Source organism: Collimonas sp. (assembly GCF_044339385.1).
GTDB lineage: Bacteria > Pseudomonadota > Gammaproteobacteria > Burkholderiales > Burkholderiaceae_D > Collimonas.
The window spans coordinates 1-16443 of the sequence record NZ_JBIIVN010000043.1 but is presented as its reverse complement, the minus strand read 5'-3'; the positions used below and the strand labels follow the sequence as shown (position 1 = coordinate 16443).

At 56.0% G+C, this 16443-nt stretch carries 11 protein-coding genes and 2 pseudogenes; 9 read left to right on the top strand and 4 right to left on the bottom strand.

Annotated features, from left to right (window positions below; translation table 11 throughout):
- Positions 1-264: 264 nt before the first annotated feature.
- A complete protein-coding gene (locus ACIQ0R_RS05045; RefSeq protein WP_395824432.1) occupies positions 265-1458 on the bottom strand; it encodes a M20 aminoacylase family protein in 1194 nt (397 codons plus the stop codon).
- A gap of 173 nt (positions 1459-1631) precedes the next feature.
- On the opposite strand from ACIQ0R_RS05045, the pseudogene ACIQ0R_RS05040 reads away from it, so the two are divergent.
- The 9 genes and pseudogenes from ACIQ0R_RS05040 (at position 1632) to ACIQ0R_RS05000 (ending at position 13913) form a co-directional block, all read left to right on the top strand.
- Positions 1632-3189, top strand: a pseudogene (locus ACIQ0R_RS05040) (ABC transporter substrate-binding protein).
- Positions 3190-3247: 58 nt separating this feature from the next.
- Positions 3248-4264, top strand: a complete 1017-nt coding sequence (locus tag ACIQ0R_RS05035) for an ABC transporter permease (RefSeq protein WP_395824429.1) — start codon at positions 3248-3250, stop codon at positions 4262-4264.
- Positions 4231-5139, top strand: coding sequence for an ABC transporter permease (locus tag ACIQ0R_RS05030; protein ID WP_395824426.1), 909 nt, complete (start codon positions 4231-4233; stop codon positions 5137-5139). The genes ACIQ0R_RS05035 and ACIQ0R_RS05030 overlap by 34 nt, the downstream gene beginning before the upstream one ends.
- A gap of 10 nt (positions 5140-5149) precedes the next feature.
- On the top strand, positions 5150-6139 hold the full coding sequence (locus tag ACIQ0R_RS05025; protein ID WP_395824423.1) for an ABC transporter ATP-binding protein: 990 nt from the start codon (positions 5150-5152) through the stop codon (positions 6137-6139).
- A gap of 14 nt (positions 6140-6153) precedes the next feature.
- Positions 6154-7194: an ABC transporter ATP-binding protein gene (locus tag ACIQ0R_RS05020; RefSeq protein ID WP_395824420.1), complete on the top strand. Its 1041-nt coding sequence runs from the start codon at positions 6154-6156 to the stop codon at positions 7192-7194.
- Positions 7195-7231: 37 nt separating this feature from the next.
- A pseudogene (argE, locus tag ACIQ0R_RS05015) lies at positions 7232-8440 on the top strand (acetylornithine deacetylase).
- A 78-nt stretch (positions 8441-8518) separates the two neighbouring features.
- Positions 8519-10624, top strand: a complete 2106-nt coding sequence (locus ACIQ0R_RS05010; protein ID WP_395824416.1) for a molybdopterin-dependent oxidoreductase — start codon at positions 8519-8521, stop codon at positions 10622-10624.
- The gene (locus ACIQ0R_RS05005; protein WP_395824414.1) at positions 10621-11673 is read left to right on the top strand and encodes an aminopeptidase; all 1053 of its coding nucleotides are present in this window, start codon (positions 10621-10623) and stop codon (positions 11671-11673) included. The genes ACIQ0R_RS05010 and ACIQ0R_RS05005 overlap by 4 nt, the downstream gene beginning before the upstream one ends.
- A 545-nt stretch (positions 11674-12218) precedes the next feature.
- A complete protein-coding gene (locus ACIQ0R_RS05000; protein WP_395824411.1) occupies positions 12219-13913 on the top strand; it encodes a long-chain fatty acid--CoA ligase in 1695 nt (564 codons plus the stop codon).
- Between the two features lie 148 nt (positions 13914-14061).
- Here ACIQ0R_RS05000 and dgoD read toward each other — a convergent pair whose 3' ends face one another.
- From dgoD to ACIQ0R_RS04985, 3 genes are read right to left on the bottom strand one after another with little or no spacing between them, the layout of a single operon-like run.
- Positions 14062-15210, bottom strand: coding sequence for a galactonate dehydratase (gene dgoD / locus ACIQ0R_RS04995; RefSeq protein WP_395824408.1), 1149 nt, complete (start codon positions 15208-15210; stop codon positions 14062-14064).
- A gap of 59 nt (positions 15211-15269) precedes the next feature.
- The gene (locus ACIQ0R_RS04990; protein WP_395824405.1) at positions 15270-15899 is read right to left on the bottom strand and encodes a 2-dehydro-3-deoxy-6-phosphogalactonate aldolase; all 630 of its coding nucleotides are present in this window, start codon (positions 15897-15899) and stop codon (positions 15270-15272) included.
- Positions 15900-15927: 28 nt separating this feature from the next.
- On the bottom strand, positions 15928-16317 hold the full coding sequence (locus ACIQ0R_RS04985) for a 2-dehydro-3-deoxygalactonokinase (protein ID WP_395824402.1): 390 nt from the start codon (positions 16315-16317) through the stop codon (positions 15928-15930).
- Between the last annotated feature and the right edge of the window lie 126 nt (positions 16318-16443).

Below are 16443 nucleotides of genomic sequence, written 5' to 3'. Positions count from 1 at the left end.
AACTCCGCCGTGTACATCTGTTTTGGTATCTTCTTCATTGCTGGTCTTTCCAAAGGATCGTTGATTTTACGTTACCTATGGAAGACTAAATTTCGGGGGAAGCTCAGGGTTATTAGGGTTATTAGGGTTATTAACCGGGGTAATCGATCATTGTCGTGCAATGAGCCTCTGATAACGCCATCTCCGTTATCGGCAATATTGGATAAGGGGGCTGGCCGAGAGCCGCTGTTTTTATTTGCTTACCCAGTTGGTCCTGGCAAGAAATCAATTTTTCTTCAAGTACGATTCGGCCAGATTGACCCAGTAGCTGGCACCGATCGGCAGCAAGTCGTCGTTGAAATCATAGCTGGCGTTATGCAGGTTACATGGGCCCAGACCGTGGCCGCTGGTGCGATGATCGCCTTCGCCATTACCGATAAATACGTAGCAACCGGGTTTGTTCTCCAGCATGAACGCGAAGTCTTCAGCGCCCATGGTTGGTTCAACCTGCGAATTGACGTTTTCGGCGCCGACCATGCTCTCTAGCACGCTGACCGCAAAGGCAGTTTCCTTGGCGTGATTGATCAACGGCGGATAATTTCGATGGAAGCGGAAATCCACCTCAGCCTTAAATGCAGCAGCGGTGTGCCGGGCAATCGCGCGCATGCGTGCTTCGATGTTGTCTAGCACTGCGGTCGAGAATGTACGGACGGTACCGATCAGAGTTGCTTCATCGGGGATGACGTTAGTGGCGCTGCCGCTATGAATCTGCGTCACAGAGAGCACTGCCGGGTCATTCGGATTGAGATTGCGCGACACGATGGTCTGCCAGCTTTGGGCAATTTGGACTGCTACCATGACCGGATCAATACCTTTGTGCGGTTGCGCCGCATGCGCACCCTTGCCTTTGACGATGACTTCGAATTCGTTGCTGGAGGCCATCATCGGCCCTGGCTTGACGCCAAAACTGCCGGCCGCTGCGCCAGGCCAGTTATGCATGCCAAACACGGCTTCCATCGGGCATTTTTCGAACAGTCCATCGTCGATCATCCGCTGCGCGCCGCGGCCGCCTTCTTCCGCTGGTTGGAAAATCAGGTACACAGTACCGTCGAAATTACGGTGCCGGGCCAGATAATGCGCCGCACCAAGCAGCATCGCGGTGTGGCCGTCGTGCCCACAAGCGTGCATCTTGCCCTGATGTTGGGAGGCGTGGGCGAAGGTATTTAACTCTTGCATCGGCAACGCGTCCATATCGGCGCGCAGGCCAATGGCGCGATCACTGCTGCCATTTTTGACGATGCCGACCACGCCGGTCACGCCCAGGCCGCGCAGTACCGGGATCTGCCATTCAGTGAGTTTGCGGGCGACTAAGTCGGAAGTGCGCTGTTCTTCGTAACTGAGTTCCGGATGCGCGTGCAGATCGCGCCGGATGGCTTGCAATTCGGCCTGGAAGCCGATGATCGGATCAATCAAGTTCATATTTTGCTCCTGATATTTTTTGATGTCTATGGCACGACTTTTGCGTATAAATTCGTCGGTGGCCTAGTCTGTTGATTGTGTATATTACGCCTAGACGGTCCATCGGTGTTCAATCACGGGAGAGCATTATGCGTCTGATGTCGTGGTCAGTTAGGGGATTGCGTGTATTGCAGATGGTATTCTGCCTGGCGCTCTGGGCGCCAATCCTGCCGTCGGCTGCGGCGCAGGAATTCAAACTGGCGATGAGTTCTCCGCCGACATCGATGGACCCACATTTCTACAATCTTTTTCCAAATATTAACGTTTCCGACCACATTTTCGAGCAATTGGTAGCAATGGATGCCGATAGCCATATCATTCCGAAGTTGGCCGAATCGTGGAAACTGGTGAACGATCTGACGTGGGAATTCAAGCTGCGCAAGGGCGTCAAATTCCACGATGGCAGCGAGGTGACTGCGGAAGATGTCGCGTGGTCGCTTGATCGGCCGGCGACGATAGTCGGCAGTCCAGGTAAATTCGACACCTATACCAAGGCGATCACCAACAAGAAAATCATCGATCCTTACACCATACAGCTGACGACCAAGGAGCCGTATCCATTACTGCTGGCGGACTTGACCTCGATTTATATCGTTTCCAAAAAAGCCACTCAGGGCATCAGCAGTGACGATTTTTCGAGCGGCAAGGGGATGGTAGGCAGCGAGCCGTTCAAGTTCGTCAAGTTCCAGCGCGATGACCGTGTCGAGTTGGAGCGTAATAATAATTACTGGGGCAAGAAACCGGCCTGGAGTAAAGTCACGCTGCGCTTTATTCCCAACGATGCAACTCGGCTGGCGGCCCTTCTGGCGGGCGATGTGCAGGCTATCGAAAATGTCCCGACCGCCGATCTGGGGCAGGTGCGTGCTGACAATAATCTGAGTTTTTATGCGAAGGTGTCGCATCGCGTCATCTATCTGTATCCAGACACACGTCGCGAAAAATCGCCATTTGTCACAGACAAGGATGGCAAACCGCTCGACAAGAATCCGTTGCGGGACGTGCGCGTGCGCCGTGCGCCGTGTGCTGTCAATCGCTATCAATCGCGAGGCAATTCGCGACCGCGTCATGGAAGGTTTGTCGGAGCCCACCGTGAATTTGGTGCCGGCGGCGCTGTTCGGTCACAATCCGAGCCTCAAGCCGCCCAAATACGACACGGAAGCAGCAAAGAAATTATTGGCTGAAGCCGGCTATCCGAATGGTTTCGGCCTGACGTTGCACACGCCGAATAATCGCTATATCAACGACGAAAAAATTGCGCAGACGATTGCGCAGATGTGGTCATGCATCGGCGTTGCAACCAAGGTCGAGGGCGCGCCGATGTCGGTGTATGCGGCCCGTGGCGCCAAGGGCGAATATTCGATCGGTCTGCTGGGCTGGGGCGCGCAGACAGGCGAAGTGTCGTCGCCGTTGCGGGCGCTTGTGGCTTGCGACAATCCGACAAAAGGAATGGGTGCGGTCAACTGGCTCAAATATTGCAATCAGAATATGGATGCTGTGCTGGGCAAGGCGCTGGCTACGGTCGATGACAAGCAGCGATCCGCTTTGCTGCAACAGGCCACCGCAATCGTCATCGATGACGGCGGCGTGATTCCGATTCATCAGCAAGTGACCACATGGGCCGCAAAAAAAGGTATCGTATATATCCCGCGCACTGATGAGCGTACCCACGCTTACGAATTTTATCCGCAATAAGATGACCGCTGACATCCGCTCGCTGATCATCGTGAGCGGGTTTTTTATGGATTAATCGATGCTGGCTTTTATTATTCGCCGCCTGTTGCAAAGCGCTGCCGTGTTGGTGGTGATGTCGCTGCTGGTATTCATCGGGGTGTATGCGATTGGCAATCCGGTCGACGTGCTGATCAGCCCCGATGCCGACCAGATCGAGCGTGCCAAGGTGATCGTCGCGTTCGGTCTCGACAAGCCCCTGTGGCTGCAATATTTCATCTTCCTGAAGAACGCGCTGAGCGGCGACATGGGCCGGTCGTTCGCCTATTCGACGCCTGCGCTGGCGCTGATTTTCGAGCGGATGCCGGCCACGTTGGAATTATCCTCAGCGGCGATTCTGCTATCTGTTTTGCTGGGCTTGCCGCTCGGGCTGGTCGCGGGCTTGCGGCCCAATGGGTCGATCGGCAAGAGCATCATGACCGTCTCGATCTTAGGCTTCTCGTTGCCGACCTTCTGGGTCGGCCTGATGCTGATCATGGTATTTGCGGTGCAACTGGGCTGGCTGCCTACCAGCGGCCGCGGCGAAACTCAATTGTTGTTCGGCGTACCGGTCAGTTTTCTCAGTTTGGACGGCTTGAGGCATTTGCTGATGCCGGCTTTCAATCTGGCTTTGTTCAATATTGCGTTGGTGATCCGCCTGACGCGTTCGGGTGCGCAGGAAGCGCTAATGCAAGACTACGTCAAATTCGCTCGCGCCAAAGGCCTGCGCAACGGCCGCATCATCGGGCCCCACGTACTGAAAAATATTTTGATCCCGATCGTCACGGTGATCGCGTTGCAGTTCGGTTCGATCATCGCTTTCTCGATCGTCACTGAAACCGTCTTTGCCTGGCCGGGAATGGGCAAGCTGATCATCGATTCGATCCGCGTCCTGGATCGGCCGGTGATCGTTGCTTATTTGCTGATGATCGTCACAATTTTCACAACGATCAACCTGCTGGTGGATTTGCTGTATTCGGTGTTGGACCCGCGCGTGCGCCTCTCAGGGGGGGGGCAAGGGTTGATATGGAACCGACACAAACTCTCATTAATGATATAGAGACGCCGTGGCAGCGTTTCGTGCGAAATTTTTTCGCTAGCAAGATATCCACTGTCGGCTTTATCTTGCTGGTATTGATTGTGCTGGCGGCGATTTTTGCGCCAGTCCTCTCGCCGCAGAATCCGTATGACCTGGCCAGACTTGATGTGATGGATTCGCGGCTGGAGCCGGGCAAAACGGCAATCGATGGCGCCATGACTTATCTGCTTGGCACCGACGACCAGGGCCGGGACATGCTATCGGCGATTTTGTACGGTATTCGCATATCGGTAATGGTCGGCGTGGTTAGTACCGTTATCGCACTGTCGCTCGGCTTGACGTTGGGATTGTTGGCGGGCTACGCCGGAGGGCGTACTGAAGCATTCATCATGCGTGTGGCAGACATCCAGCTGTCGTTCCCACCGATTCTGATCGCATTGATTTTATTGGCGCTGACCGGCCGCGGCGTTGATAAGATCATCATCGCTCTGGTTGCCGTACAGTGGGCATATTACGCGCGCACCACCCGCAGCGCGGCGCTGGTGGAGCGCAAGAAAGAATATATCGAAGCGGCCACGGCACTGGGCTTGTCGCCGCTGCGCATCATGTTCCGCCACTTGTTGTCAAACTGCTTGCCGCCGTTGATCGTGATTGCCGCCTTGCAGGTAGCGTCGGCGATTTCTCTGGAGGCCACCTTGTCGTTTCTTGGCCTCGGGCTACCGATTACACAGCCATCGTTGGGATTGCTGATCGCTAACGGATTTCAATATCTGCTGTCGGGGAAATATTGGATCAGCGTGTTTCCGGGAGTTGCGTTGCTGGTGACTGTGGTGAGCATTAATCTGGTAGCGGATCAGTTGCGCGATGTCCTCAATCCGCGTTTGCAAGCGCAGTAAAAGAATGAGTATGAAAAATTCAGCGACTCTGGTGGTCAATAATCTGCAGACCCAATTCACCACGCGGGCGGGAGTGGTAAAAGCCGTCGATCAGGTATCGTTTTCGGTCAACCGTGGTGAAATCATGGGATTGGTCGGCGAATCCGGTTCAGGCAAATCAATGACTGGATATTCGATCATGGGCTTGATTGATGCGCCGGGCAAAATCGTCGGCGGCGAAATCCTGCTGCACGGTAGCGATCTGCGCGGTCTGCCTGCAGAGGCGATGCGGAAGATTCGCGGTAACCGGATTGCGATGATTTTCCAGGACCCGATGATGACCCTCAATCCAGTCTTGCGTATCGATACGCAGATGGTGGAAGCAGTGCGCGCACATCAACATGTCAGCCGGATGGTGGCGCACGAAATGGCGCGTGAGGTGCTGGTGCGGGTCGGCATTGCTGCGCCGGATGAACGGCTGATGGCCTATCCGCATCAGTTTTCCGGCGGTATGCGGCAGCGCGTCGCTATCGCGATTGCGCTGCTCAACAAACCGGATCTGATCATCTGCGATGAACCGACGACCGCGTTGGACGTAACGATACAGGGACAGATTTTGTATGAGATGCAGAAGCTGTGCCGTGAATCCGGCACAGCGCTGATCTGGATCACGCATGATCTGTCGGTGGTGGCTGGGCTGGCGGATACGCTGTCGGTGATGTATGCCGGCCGGATTGTCGAAAGCGGCAGCGTGCAGCAAGTACTGGAACAGCCGCGTCATCCCTACACGCACGGCTTGATCGCCTCGGCGCCTTCGCGCAATCGGCGCGGCCAACCGTTGCAGCAAATACCCGGCATCACACCCTCGCTGCTGAATTTGCCGCCGGGCTGCGCGTTCCGCGCGCGTTGTAAGCATGCCAGCGTCGAATGCGAGCGTACGCCTGAATTGCGTATGGCAGAGCAACGCATGTTGCGTTGCTACCATCCCTTGCAGGAACGTCTGACGGAGGCAATGCAATGACAATGGGCCAGATAATGAACGACAATGATGTCGCGGCGGCAGAAGTGGCGCCAGCCACGGCGCTGCTTGAGCTGAAGGCGGTCAGTAAACGTTTTGTCAAAACCTTGGACAGCGCGGTGCGCATCGCCAATTTGTTTGGTGCAGGTATGCAGCAAGAGGTGGTGCATGCCGTTGATGAGGTCAGCCTGCGCATTGAGCGCGGCGAAGTAATCGGTTTGGTCGGCGAGTCCGGCTGCGGCAAGTCGACGCTGGGGCGAATGGTGGTTGGGTTGCATGGACTTAGTGGCGGCGCGCGCTATTGGAAAGGTGAGCAGCTGGAGCAGTTGGATATCGCAGCAAGACGAAAAAAACAGTTGGCAATCCAGATGATTTTCCAGGACCCGTACGCCTCGCTGAACCCGTGCATGCGGGTCCAGGATATCGTTGGTGAGGCACCGCTGGTGCATGGCATGGTCGATGCGGCACAGCAGCGCGAGTATGTCGAAAGCTTGCTGCAACGAGTCGGGCTGGATGGTGTCATGCTGCGGCGTTTTCCACATCAGTTTTCCGGTGGCCAGCGGGCCCGCGTGGGGATTGCACGCGCGCTCGCAGTCAACCCGGAATTTCTCGTCTGTGATGAGGCGGTGGCGGCGCTGGATGTGTCAATCCAGGCGCAAGTGCTGAATTTGTTCATCAAGCTGCGTGATGAGCTCGATTTGACTTATCTGTTTATCAGCCATGATCTTGGTGTGGTTCGGCATTTGTCGGATCGGGTAGTCATCATGTACCTCGGGCGGATTGTCGAGTCGGCCTCGACCGACACCGTATTTTCCCGCGCCAACCATCCTTACACACGGGCGCTGCTGGCATCGGCGCCGACACTGGCAGTACGCAGAACCGAATTTTTTGCAGTCAAGGGCGAGATTCCATCGCCGCTGCACCCGCCGGGCGGCTGCCATTTTCATCCGCGTTGCCAGCATGCGATCGCGCGCTGCAAGGTGGAAAAGCCGGAGCTGAAGGAAATCAGCCCAAAACATTTTTCTGCTTGCCACTTGAACCATATGGCAGGGGCATAGCTGTTGAACCACATCTGGATAACTTGAGGACAGTAATATGGGCACCGCAATTAACACCGCTAGCAACGCCCGCACTGATTTGACGGCATCCTCCGCGGTCATGGAGATGATTGAACGTTTGATTGCGTTTCAAACCGTTTCACGCGATTCCAACCTTGGATTGATCGAGTGGACGCGCGATTATCTCGCCGGTCTCGGCATTTCCTCGCGCCTGACTTACGATGCCACAGGTAGGAAAGCCAACCTGTTCGCGACACTGGGCGAGGGGCCGAAACCTGGCTTGATTCTCTCCGGTCATACCGATGTCGTACCGGTCGAAGGGCAGGTTTGGGATACGGATCCGTTCAAGGCGACTGTCAAAGATGGCTTGTTGTACGGCCGCGGCTCGGCAGACATGAAGAGCTATATCGCTACCGCCCTGGCGCTGGCACCGCAATTCCTTGCCGCAAAAATGGATGCCCCCTTGCACTTTGCATTGTCTTACGACGAAGAGGTCGGTTGCATCGGCGTGCAGGGCTTGATCAAGGATCTGCAGGAGCTTGGATTGAAGCCGGCAGGCTGTATTGTTGGCGAGCCGACGTCGATGCAACCGATCATCGCGCACAAGGGCACGCATCGTTTCCGCTGCTGCATCCGCGGCCGCGAAGCACATTCCAGCTACACCACAATGGGCGTCAATGCAATCGAATACGCGGCACGCATCATTGTCTATATCCGGCAGATGGCTGACCGCTTCGCACAACTGGAAACGCGCAACTACGGCTTTACTGTTCCCTACACCACCATGCAAACCAGCCTCATAAAGGGTGGCCTGGCAGCTAACATCGTGCCCAAGGATTGCCGATTCGAGTTCGAAGCGCGCACCATGCCGGGCGTCGATGTCGAGCAACTGTATCGTGAAATACAGGATTTCGCGGCAACGCTATTGCCGGAAATGCAGCGAATCGAACCGAATGCCGGGATCGATTTCGAGTGACTGGCATCGGCCCCCGGATTGAACATGCAACCAGACGCCGAAGTTGTGCAGTTGGCAGCCGCATTGGCGCGCAACAAAAATCATGGTGCGGTGTCTTATGGGACCGAGGCTGGCTTGTTTCAACGCGCTGGCATTCCGACCGTCATTTGCGGTCCAGGTAGTATTGAGCAAGCACACCGCCCCAATGAATTCGTGTCTCTGGAGCAGTTGGCACAATGCGAAGCCTTCATGTTGCGCCTTATCGATCCAGAGATGCGCCTGCGCAGTTAAGCAGGAAGCCACCAATGAATCCTGATTGTCCGGAGTTTGCTAAAGTAGCGTATTAAAGCATTCCGGTTTAATGACATTATGACTACTACCATCGTTCGTGCCGCCTGCCCGCACGATTGCCCTGATACTTGCGCGTTGCTGGTAACAGTAGCTGACGGCGTTGCCATCGAAGTCAGGGGCGATCCCGACCATCCCACTACCGCCGGTGTGCTCTGCACCAAAGTCTCGCGCTATACCGAACGCACATATCATCAGGACCGCTTGCTGTACTCAATGAAGCGCGTCGGCAAAAAGGGCGAGGGCAAGTTCGAGCAGATCGGTTGGCAAGAGGCAATCGATACCATTGCCGAGCGGTTGCAGGAGATCGCCGCCCGCAATCCGCAAGCGATCCTGCCCTACAGTTACGCCGGTACCATGGGGCTGGTGCAGGGTGAGTCGATGTCGATGCGCTTTTTCAACCGCATCGGTGCCTCGCTGTTGGACCGCACCATCTGCGCTTCGGCTGGCGGCACCGGCTATAAATATACGATAGGCGCGCGGATCGGCACCGACCTGGAGCAGTTCCAAAACGCCAGGCTGATCCTGATCTGGGGCGGCAATCCGATTGCTTCCAACCTGCATTTCTGGATGCGGGCTCAGGAAGCCAAGCGCAATGGCGCCAAGCTGATCGCCATCGATCCTTATCGCTCGTTGACTGCGGATAAATGTCATCAGCACATCGCGCTGTTGCCGGGCACCGACTCGGCGCTGGCCTTGGGCATGATGCATGTGCTGATTGCGGAAGACCTGCTGGATCATGACTACATCGCGCAGTATACGTTGGGTTTTGAGCAGTTGAAGCAGTGCGTCCATGCGTGGACCCCGCAAAAAACTGTCGAGGTGTGCGGGATCAGCGCCGAAGAAGTACTGGAGCTGGCACGCGCCTATGGCGGTGCTGCGCGGCGTGGCGAAGCGGCGGCAATTCGTATTAATTACGGTTTGCAGCGGGCACATGGCGGTGGCATGGCGGTGCGCAATATCACTTGCCTGCCGGCCCTGGTTGGCGCCTGGCGCCATGCTGCCGGCGGCGTTCAATTGTCTTCATCAGATAGTTTCCCGAAAAATAACCAGTTTTTGCAGCGCCCCGATTTTCTGCGTCGCCACAGCGTGCTGCCGCGCACCATCAACATGAGCACCATCGGCGATGATTTGCTGCGCGAATCATCTGCCGGGTTCGGCCCAAAGATCGAAGCCTTAATTGTGTACAACTCGAACCCGGTAGCGATAGCCCCGGAATCGGCCGTGGTTGCGTGCGGCTTCGCGCGCGAAGACCTGTTTACCGTGGTACTGGAGCACTTCCAGACCGATACCGCCGACTACGCTGACATTGTGCTGCCGGCCACCACTCAGCTGGAACATGTGGATGCCCACTCTGCATACGGGCACCTGTACATGCTGGCCAATAATGCGGCCATTGCGCCACTCGGCCAAGCCAAGCCGAACACCGAAATTTTCCGTCTGCTGGCGGCACGCATGGGCTTTGACGATCCCTGCTTCCGCGAGAGCGACGATGAGATTGCCGCGCAGGCGTTTGATCGCAAAAACGTGCGGGCAATCCATTTCGATTGGAATGCACTGAAGCAAAAAGGCTGGCAAAAACTGAACACCCCCGATGCGCCGTTCGCCAACGGCGGCTTTCCGACGTCTTCTGGAAAATGCGAGTTCTACAGTGCGCAGATGCAGCAGGATGGACTGGATCCACTGCCGACCTATATTGCGCCGTATGAATCGCGCGCCAGTAATCCTCAACTGGCCAGAAAATATCCGTTGGCGATGATTTCACCGCCGGCAGGTAATTTCCTCAACTCCAGCTTCGTCAACGTCAACAGTCTGCGCGATACCGAAGGCGAGCCGCATCTGGACATGCATCCGGCTGACGCCCGTCAGCGCGGGCTGGCTAACGGCGATACAGTGCGCATCTACAACGATCGCGGTAGTTTCAATGCCAAGCTGAGGGTCACCGACAAAGCGCGCATCGGGCTGGTGGTTGGCTTGTCGATCTGGTGGAAGAAAATGGCCGGCGACGGCAAGAATGCCAACGAGGTCACTAGTCAGCGGCTCACCGATATGGGCAGGGCGCCAACCTTCTACGATGCACTGGTGGAAGTGGAAAAAGCGACAGCCGAGAGCGGCGCCGGCATATGAAGGCCCGTCTGTGCGTGGTTTTTTGCCTCGCCTTGTTGGTATCCGGCTGCGCGCAGATCGCCTATTACGGCCAGGCGGCGCATGGCCAGTTTTCGTTACTTGATAGGGCCTGTCCTATCGATGATTGGCTGGCCGATCCAGGCGCCGATGCCGAGCTGAAAGCCAAGCTGGCGCGCAGCAAGCAAATACGTCGTTTCGCTGTCACAGAACTGGATTTGCCGGACAATCGCAGCTACACCGAATATGCTGATTTGCAACGGCCATACGCGCTGTGGAATGTGGTGGCCGCGCCAGCGTTGTCGCTGACGCCGGAGCAATGGTGTTTTCCGATTGCCGGCTGTGTCAATTATCGTGGTTATTTTAGCGAGGCCGCCGCGCAGAAATTTGCCGCTGGCTTGCGCCAGCAGGGTTACGACGTGCAAGTCAGCGGCGTGCCGGCATACTCTACGCTCGGTTGGTTTAACGACCCCTTGTTGTCGACTTTTATCAAGTATCCCGACGGCGAGCTGGCGCGCCTGATGTTTCATGAGTTGGCACACCAGACGGTGTATGCTAAAGACGATACGCAATTCAACGAATCGTTCGCCACCACGGTCGAACAGGCAGGGGTCGAACGCTGGCTGGACGCCGCCGGTAGTCAAAAGATGCGTGACGCCTATGTCCAGTTTGAGGGGCTTAAAGAGGATTTCCTGGCCTTGCTGCTGAAATGCCGCGCCCAATTGGCCGCAAACTACGCGAGCGATTTGAGCGATGCACAAAAGCTGCAGCGCAAGGTGGCGATATTTGTTGAGTTGCAGCAAAATTATCAGCAACTGAAGCTGCAGTGGGGCGGCTATACCGGCTTCGATCGCTGGTTTGCGGAACCATTGTCAAATGCGCATCTGGCGCTGGTGGCGACCTACTACGATCTGGTACCGGGTTTCCGGGCTTTGTTGGCACAACAAAAAAATTTCAAAAATTTTTATGCCGCGGTCGCTCAACTGGCGGCACTCAGCAAGGAGGAGCGGCGTAAGCAACTCGATGAGCTGGCGAGAAAAGCGCCAATATAAAATTGCTTTCTTGTTATCTCTGAAAGATATCTGATAGACAGTTAATGCGTGCTCCTGGCATAGCTTAGCGCGTTGAAAAGGCTTGATTGCCTCAGGTGTGAGAAGCGCTATGCCAGTGTGCCGATTTGCTGCCCCGTCGACGCCAGGTATTTAGTGTATCCAGGAAGCCTGCCGGTGAACTGCGCGCCTGACCCGTTGTAAAGATGCGGTCTTCAGATATCCGTTGGCTGCGCTGGCGCCATCGATACCGGTGAAGTCTTCCCCGCTGATGCCGCTGCAAGTCGGCGGTATCCCGAGTCTGTGTTGCGTCGCAATATGAGGAAGTGTCGAAGAATTGCTCGAATACGTATCAAAAATGCTTGCGTGCCGACGCTGTGCCCGCTAGCATCGCCATAGTATAAAAAATACAATCGTGCTTTTTTTGCGAAACCAACTGCTGTCCCAGCTGTTGCTCCAGTTGTTGTCCCCTATCGGCGAGCTTTCCCAATTGCAGTGGAACACGCCAGAAAAATGCATTTATAACAAGCAGAGACTAAAGGCGGAACATGGATAAATTTTGGCTCAAATCGTATCCTGAGGGCGTGTCGACCGAGATTGACTATACGCAATATCAGTCTCTGGTGCAGTTGCTGGAAGAGGCATTTCAGAAATACGCGGCGCGCAATGCGTATGCCTGCATGGGCAAATGCCTGACTTATGCCGAAGTCGACCAGCTGTCCCACAATGTTGGTGCCTGGCTGCAAAGCAAGGGCCTGCAAAAAGGCGCACGCGTGGCCATCATGATGCCGAACGTGCTGCAATATCCGGTCGCGCTCGCGGCCATCCTGCGCGCCGGCTATACCGTGGTCAACGTCAACCCGCTGTACACGCCGCGAGAGTTGGAGCACCAACTGAACGATTCCGGCGCGCAGGCTATTTTCATTCTTGAGAATTTCGCCGCCACATTGCAGCAAGTGGTCGCCCGGACCAAGATCAAGCATGTCGTGGTAGCCAGCATGGGTGATCTGATGGGCCTCAAAGGTGTTTTGGTGAACCTGGTGGTGCGCCATGTCAAGAAGATGGTGCCGAGTTTTTCTGTGCCGGGTTCGGTACCGTTCAATACGGTCTTGTCGCAAGCTTCATCGATGCAACTGAAGCCTGTCGTGTTGACGCCGGATGACGTCGCTTTCTTGCAATACACTGGCGGCACCACCGGTGTTTCCAAGGGCGCGACGCTGTCGCACCGCAATGTGGTGGCCAATGTGCTGCAAGCCGAGGCCTGGTTGTCTCCTGGCTTGGCGAAGGGGCCGAAGATTGAACAATTGGCGTTTGTATGCGCGCTACCGCTCTACCATATTTTTGCCTTGACGGTGTGCTGCATGCTGGGCATGCGCGAAGGTGCACTCAACCTGCTGATTCCAAATCCGCGCGATATCGCCGGCCTGATCAAGGAAATGTCGAAGTATCAGATCAATACTTTTCCTGCCGTCAATACGCTATACAACGCGCTGTTGCATCATCCAGATTTCGCCAAGCTGGATTTTTCCGGCTACCGGGTTTGTGTTGGCGGCGGCATGGCGGTACAAAAAGCAGTGGCGGAAAAATGGATGGAAGTCACCGGCCGCCCGATCATCGAAGGCTACGGCTTGTCGGAAACCTCGCCGATCGCCAGCGCAAATCCTTGTACCATTACGGAGTACAGCGGCACCATCGGCTTACCGTTGCCATCGACCGAGATCGTGATCCTGGACGATGCTGGTAATCCGGTTGCGTTAGGCCAGCCGGGCGAGATTGCGATTCGTGGGCCGCAGGTGATGAGCGGTTACTGGAATCGTCCGGATGAAACTGCAAAGGTGATGACTCCCGATGGTTTCTTCAGGTCGGGTGATATCGGCATCATGGATGAGCGCGGCTACACCAGGATTGTCGACCGCAAGAAAGACATGATTCTGGTGTCCGGCTTTAATGTGTATCCGAATGAGGTTGAGGGTGTGGTGGTGCAGCATCCCGGCGTGTTGGAATGTGCCTGCGTTGGCGTCCCGGATGAGCATGCTGGTGAAGTGGTGAAGATTTTTGTGGTGCGCAAAGATCCGGCGTTGACGGCTGAGCAGTTGATGGCATATTGTCGCGAGCAGTTGACCGGTTACAAGCGTCCGAAATATATTGAGTTCCGAACTGAACTGCCGAAGACGAATGTCGGCAAGATTCTGCGGCGCGAACTGCGCGACGAAAAACCTGCCGAGCAAAAACAGGCGGCGTAAGCGTAAAAATCAGCCCGAATTTGCGGGAAGCGGCATCTTGGCGGATGCCCCCTTTGTCAAGTGAAAACCCCGGATGAGCAATACGCACATCCGGGGTTTTTTAAGCGCCGCTGATGTTAAGCGCTACTGATTCAGACTTTATTTTTCGTCACCATTCGGCAAAGCTGCCGTCCTGATGGCGCCAGATCGGATTGCGCCAGCGATGGCCGATGGCGGCGCGTTCCTTGACATACTCTTCGTTGATCTCGATCCCGAGTCCCGGCCCTTGCGGAATCGTGACGTAGCCTTTGTTGTAAGCAAAGACTTCGGGATTCTTTACATAGTCGAGCAAGTCGTTGCTTTCGTTGTAGTGGATACCCAGGCTTTGCTCCTGGATGAAGGCGTTGTAGGAAACGGCATCAACCTGCAGGCAAGCTGCGAGCGCGATCGGGCCAAGCGGGCAATGCAGCGCAACGGCCACATCATAGGCTTCGGCCATGCTTGCTATCTTGCGGGTTTCTGTGATGCCGCCTGCATGTGATACATCGGGCTGGATGATGTCAACATAGCCTTCGCTGAGGATGCGTTTGAAATCCCAGCGCGAATAAAGTCGTTCACCGAGGGCAATCGGGGTACTGGTCAGCGCTGCCAGCTCTTTGAGCGCTTCATAGTTTTCGCTGAGTACTGGTTCTTCGATGAACATCAGCTTATCCGGATCGAGTTCCTTGATCAGAGCCTTGGCCATCGGTTTGTGCACGCGGCCGTGAAAGTCAACGCCGATACCGATGTGCGGGCCGACCGCGTCGCGCACCGCGGCGACGTTGGCTAATGTGGCTTCGACTTTTTCATACGAGTCGACAAACTGCAATTCCTCGGTGCCATTCATCTTTACCGCCGTGAAGCCGCGTGCCACGGCATCTCTGGCGGCGGCTGCGGTGTCGGCCGGACGATCTCCGCCGATCCAGGAGTAGACGCGAATGCTGTCGCGCACCGGGCCGCCCAGCAACTGGCTCACTGATACGCCGAGCGCCTTGCCCTTGATGTCCCACAACGCCTGGTCGATACCGGCCAGCGCACTCATGTGGATCGCGCCGCCGCGATAGAAGCCACCGCGATACAGTACCGTCCAGTGGTCTTCGATATGGCGTGGATCTTTGCCGATCAGGTAGTCCGACAATTCCTCCACCGCTGCCACCACGCTATGTACGCGGCCCTCCACCACCGGCTCACCCCGGCCGACGACGCCTTCGTCGGTTTCTATTTTCAGGAAACACCAACGCGGCGGTACGATGAAAGTGGTCAGTTTGGTGATCTTCATTAAGGTTGTCTCCTAGGGTGCATTGTCGATTGCTGAGGTCGGGACAGGCCCGCATCCGGTTAGTTTTTTTGTTGGGTCGCACGCCATGCGGCAACGAATTTGCTGGCGTTCCGGGCGACCTGCTCGGCACCCATTCCGGGTTGGTATAGCGCCGACCCCAAGCCGAAACCGGAGGCCTCGGCGGCGCTGAATATTGCCAGGTTCTCCGGCGTTATACCGCCCACCGGCAACAACGCCACTTCTTGCGGAATCACCGCACGCCAGGCCTTGACGACTGTATGGCCAAGTTGTTCGGCCGGAAACATTTTCAATACATCGGCGCCGGCGGCGAGTGCCGCAAAGGCTTCGGTCACGGTGGCGACTCCTGGTGCGCAAACCAGTCCGGCTTGTTTGGCTGCGGCTATCACGTTGGCGTCACTGTGCGGCATCACGATAATTTCACCGCCAGCTTGTTTGACGGAGATAATCTGTTTCACACTCAGCACCGTGCCGGCGCCAACCATGCAGTCGGCTGGCAGAGTGTTACGCAGCGTGGCGATGCTGTTAAAAGGCTCTGGTGAATTGAGCGGTACTTCGATGATTCTGAATCCTGCCTGGTACAGTTTGACGCCGATCGCCGCTGCTTCATGCGGCTGTATGCCGCGCAGGATCGCAATCAGGCCACATTGTTTCATTGCGGTTTTTAGCATGGTGGGGTCCTGGAAATGTGGGTTTGCATCAAACTGTCTTTAGCAAACCGGCGCCTAGCGCAAGCTGCCATAAGCCGCGCTCGGTAGCTTGCGCCATGATCTGTATTCGTGCAACGCCATAGGCGCGCAGCGCGCTTGCATAGCGTTCGCATAAAGCGGGCTCGCCAACCAGGATGACGAGCGACGTTTGCTGTTGCCGCTGTTGCAAAAGATCCTGCAATGCCGATATTTCGTGGCCGATCAGTAGTCCCGACAGGTATTCGCGCTGACTGGCACCGTCCAACGCACCAGTCAGTCCGAGCGTACGCGTGCTGAATATTGTCGATAGCACACCGGCCCTGCCAGCGGCAGTTTGCGCTACCCGCACGCCGCGTTCGAAGGCGCTGGTGCCGACGATTGCGCCGTCTGTCGTCTGCATGTTGGCGCTGATTGAATCTTGACCCAGCCTGCTGATCGAAATGTGACCCAGGGCTGGTCGCTGCGTTTTGAGTTAGCAGCTGTGGATAAGTCTATCAAACAGTTGGTGTTGAAGCACTCCTTTTTT

What these genes read in the sequence shown, in the direction of transcription:
- ACIQ0R_RS05045 (WP_395824432.1), bottom strand. Translation starts at nt 1,458, where the DNA reads ATGAACTTGATTGATCCGATCATCGGCTTCCAGGCCGAATTGCAAGCC.
- dgoD (WP_395824408.1), bottom strand. Translation starts at nt 15,210, where the DNA reads ATGAAGATCACCAAACTGACCACTTTCATCGTACCGCCGCGTTGGTGT.
- ACIQ0R_RS05025 (WP_395824423.1), top strand. Translation starts at nt 5,150, where the DNA reads ATGAAAAATTCAGCGACTCTGGTGGTCAATAATCTGCAGACCCAATTC.
- ACIQ0R_RS05010 (WP_395824416.1), top strand. Translation starts at nt 8,519, where the DNA reads ATGACTACTACCATCGTTCGTGCCGCCTGCCCGCACGATTGCCCTGAT.
- ACIQ0R_RS05005 (WP_395824414.1), top strand. Translation starts at nt 10,621, where the DNA reads ATGAAGGCCCGTCTGTGCGTGGTTTTTTGCCTCGCCTTGTTGGTATCC.
- ACIQ0R_RS04990 (WP_395824405.1), bottom strand. Translation starts at nt 15,899, where the DNA reads ATGCTAAAAACCGCAATGAAACAATGTGGCCTGATTGCGATCCTGCGC.
- ACIQ0R_RS05030 (WP_395824426.1), top strand. Translation starts at nt 4,231, where the DNA reads ATGGAACCGACACAAACTCTCATTAATGATATAGAGACGCCGTGGCAG.
- ACIQ0R_RS05000 (WP_395824411.1), top strand. Translation starts at nt 12,219, where the DNA reads ATGGATAAATTTTGGCTCAAATCGTATCCTGAGGGCGTGTCGACCGAG.
- ACIQ0R_RS05020 (WP_395824420.1), top strand. Translation starts at nt 6,154, where the DNA reads ATGAACGACAATGATGTCGCGGCGGCAGAAGTGGCGCCAGCCACGGCG.
- ACIQ0R_RS05035 (WP_395824429.1), top strand. Translation starts at nt 3,248, where the DNA reads ATGCTGGCTTTTATTATTCGCCGCCTGTTGCAAAGCGCTGCCGTGTTG.
- ACIQ0R_RS04985 (WP_395824402.1), bottom strand. Translation starts at nt 16,317, where the DNA reads ATGCAGACGACAGACGGCGCAATCGTCGGCACCAGCGCCTTCGAACGC.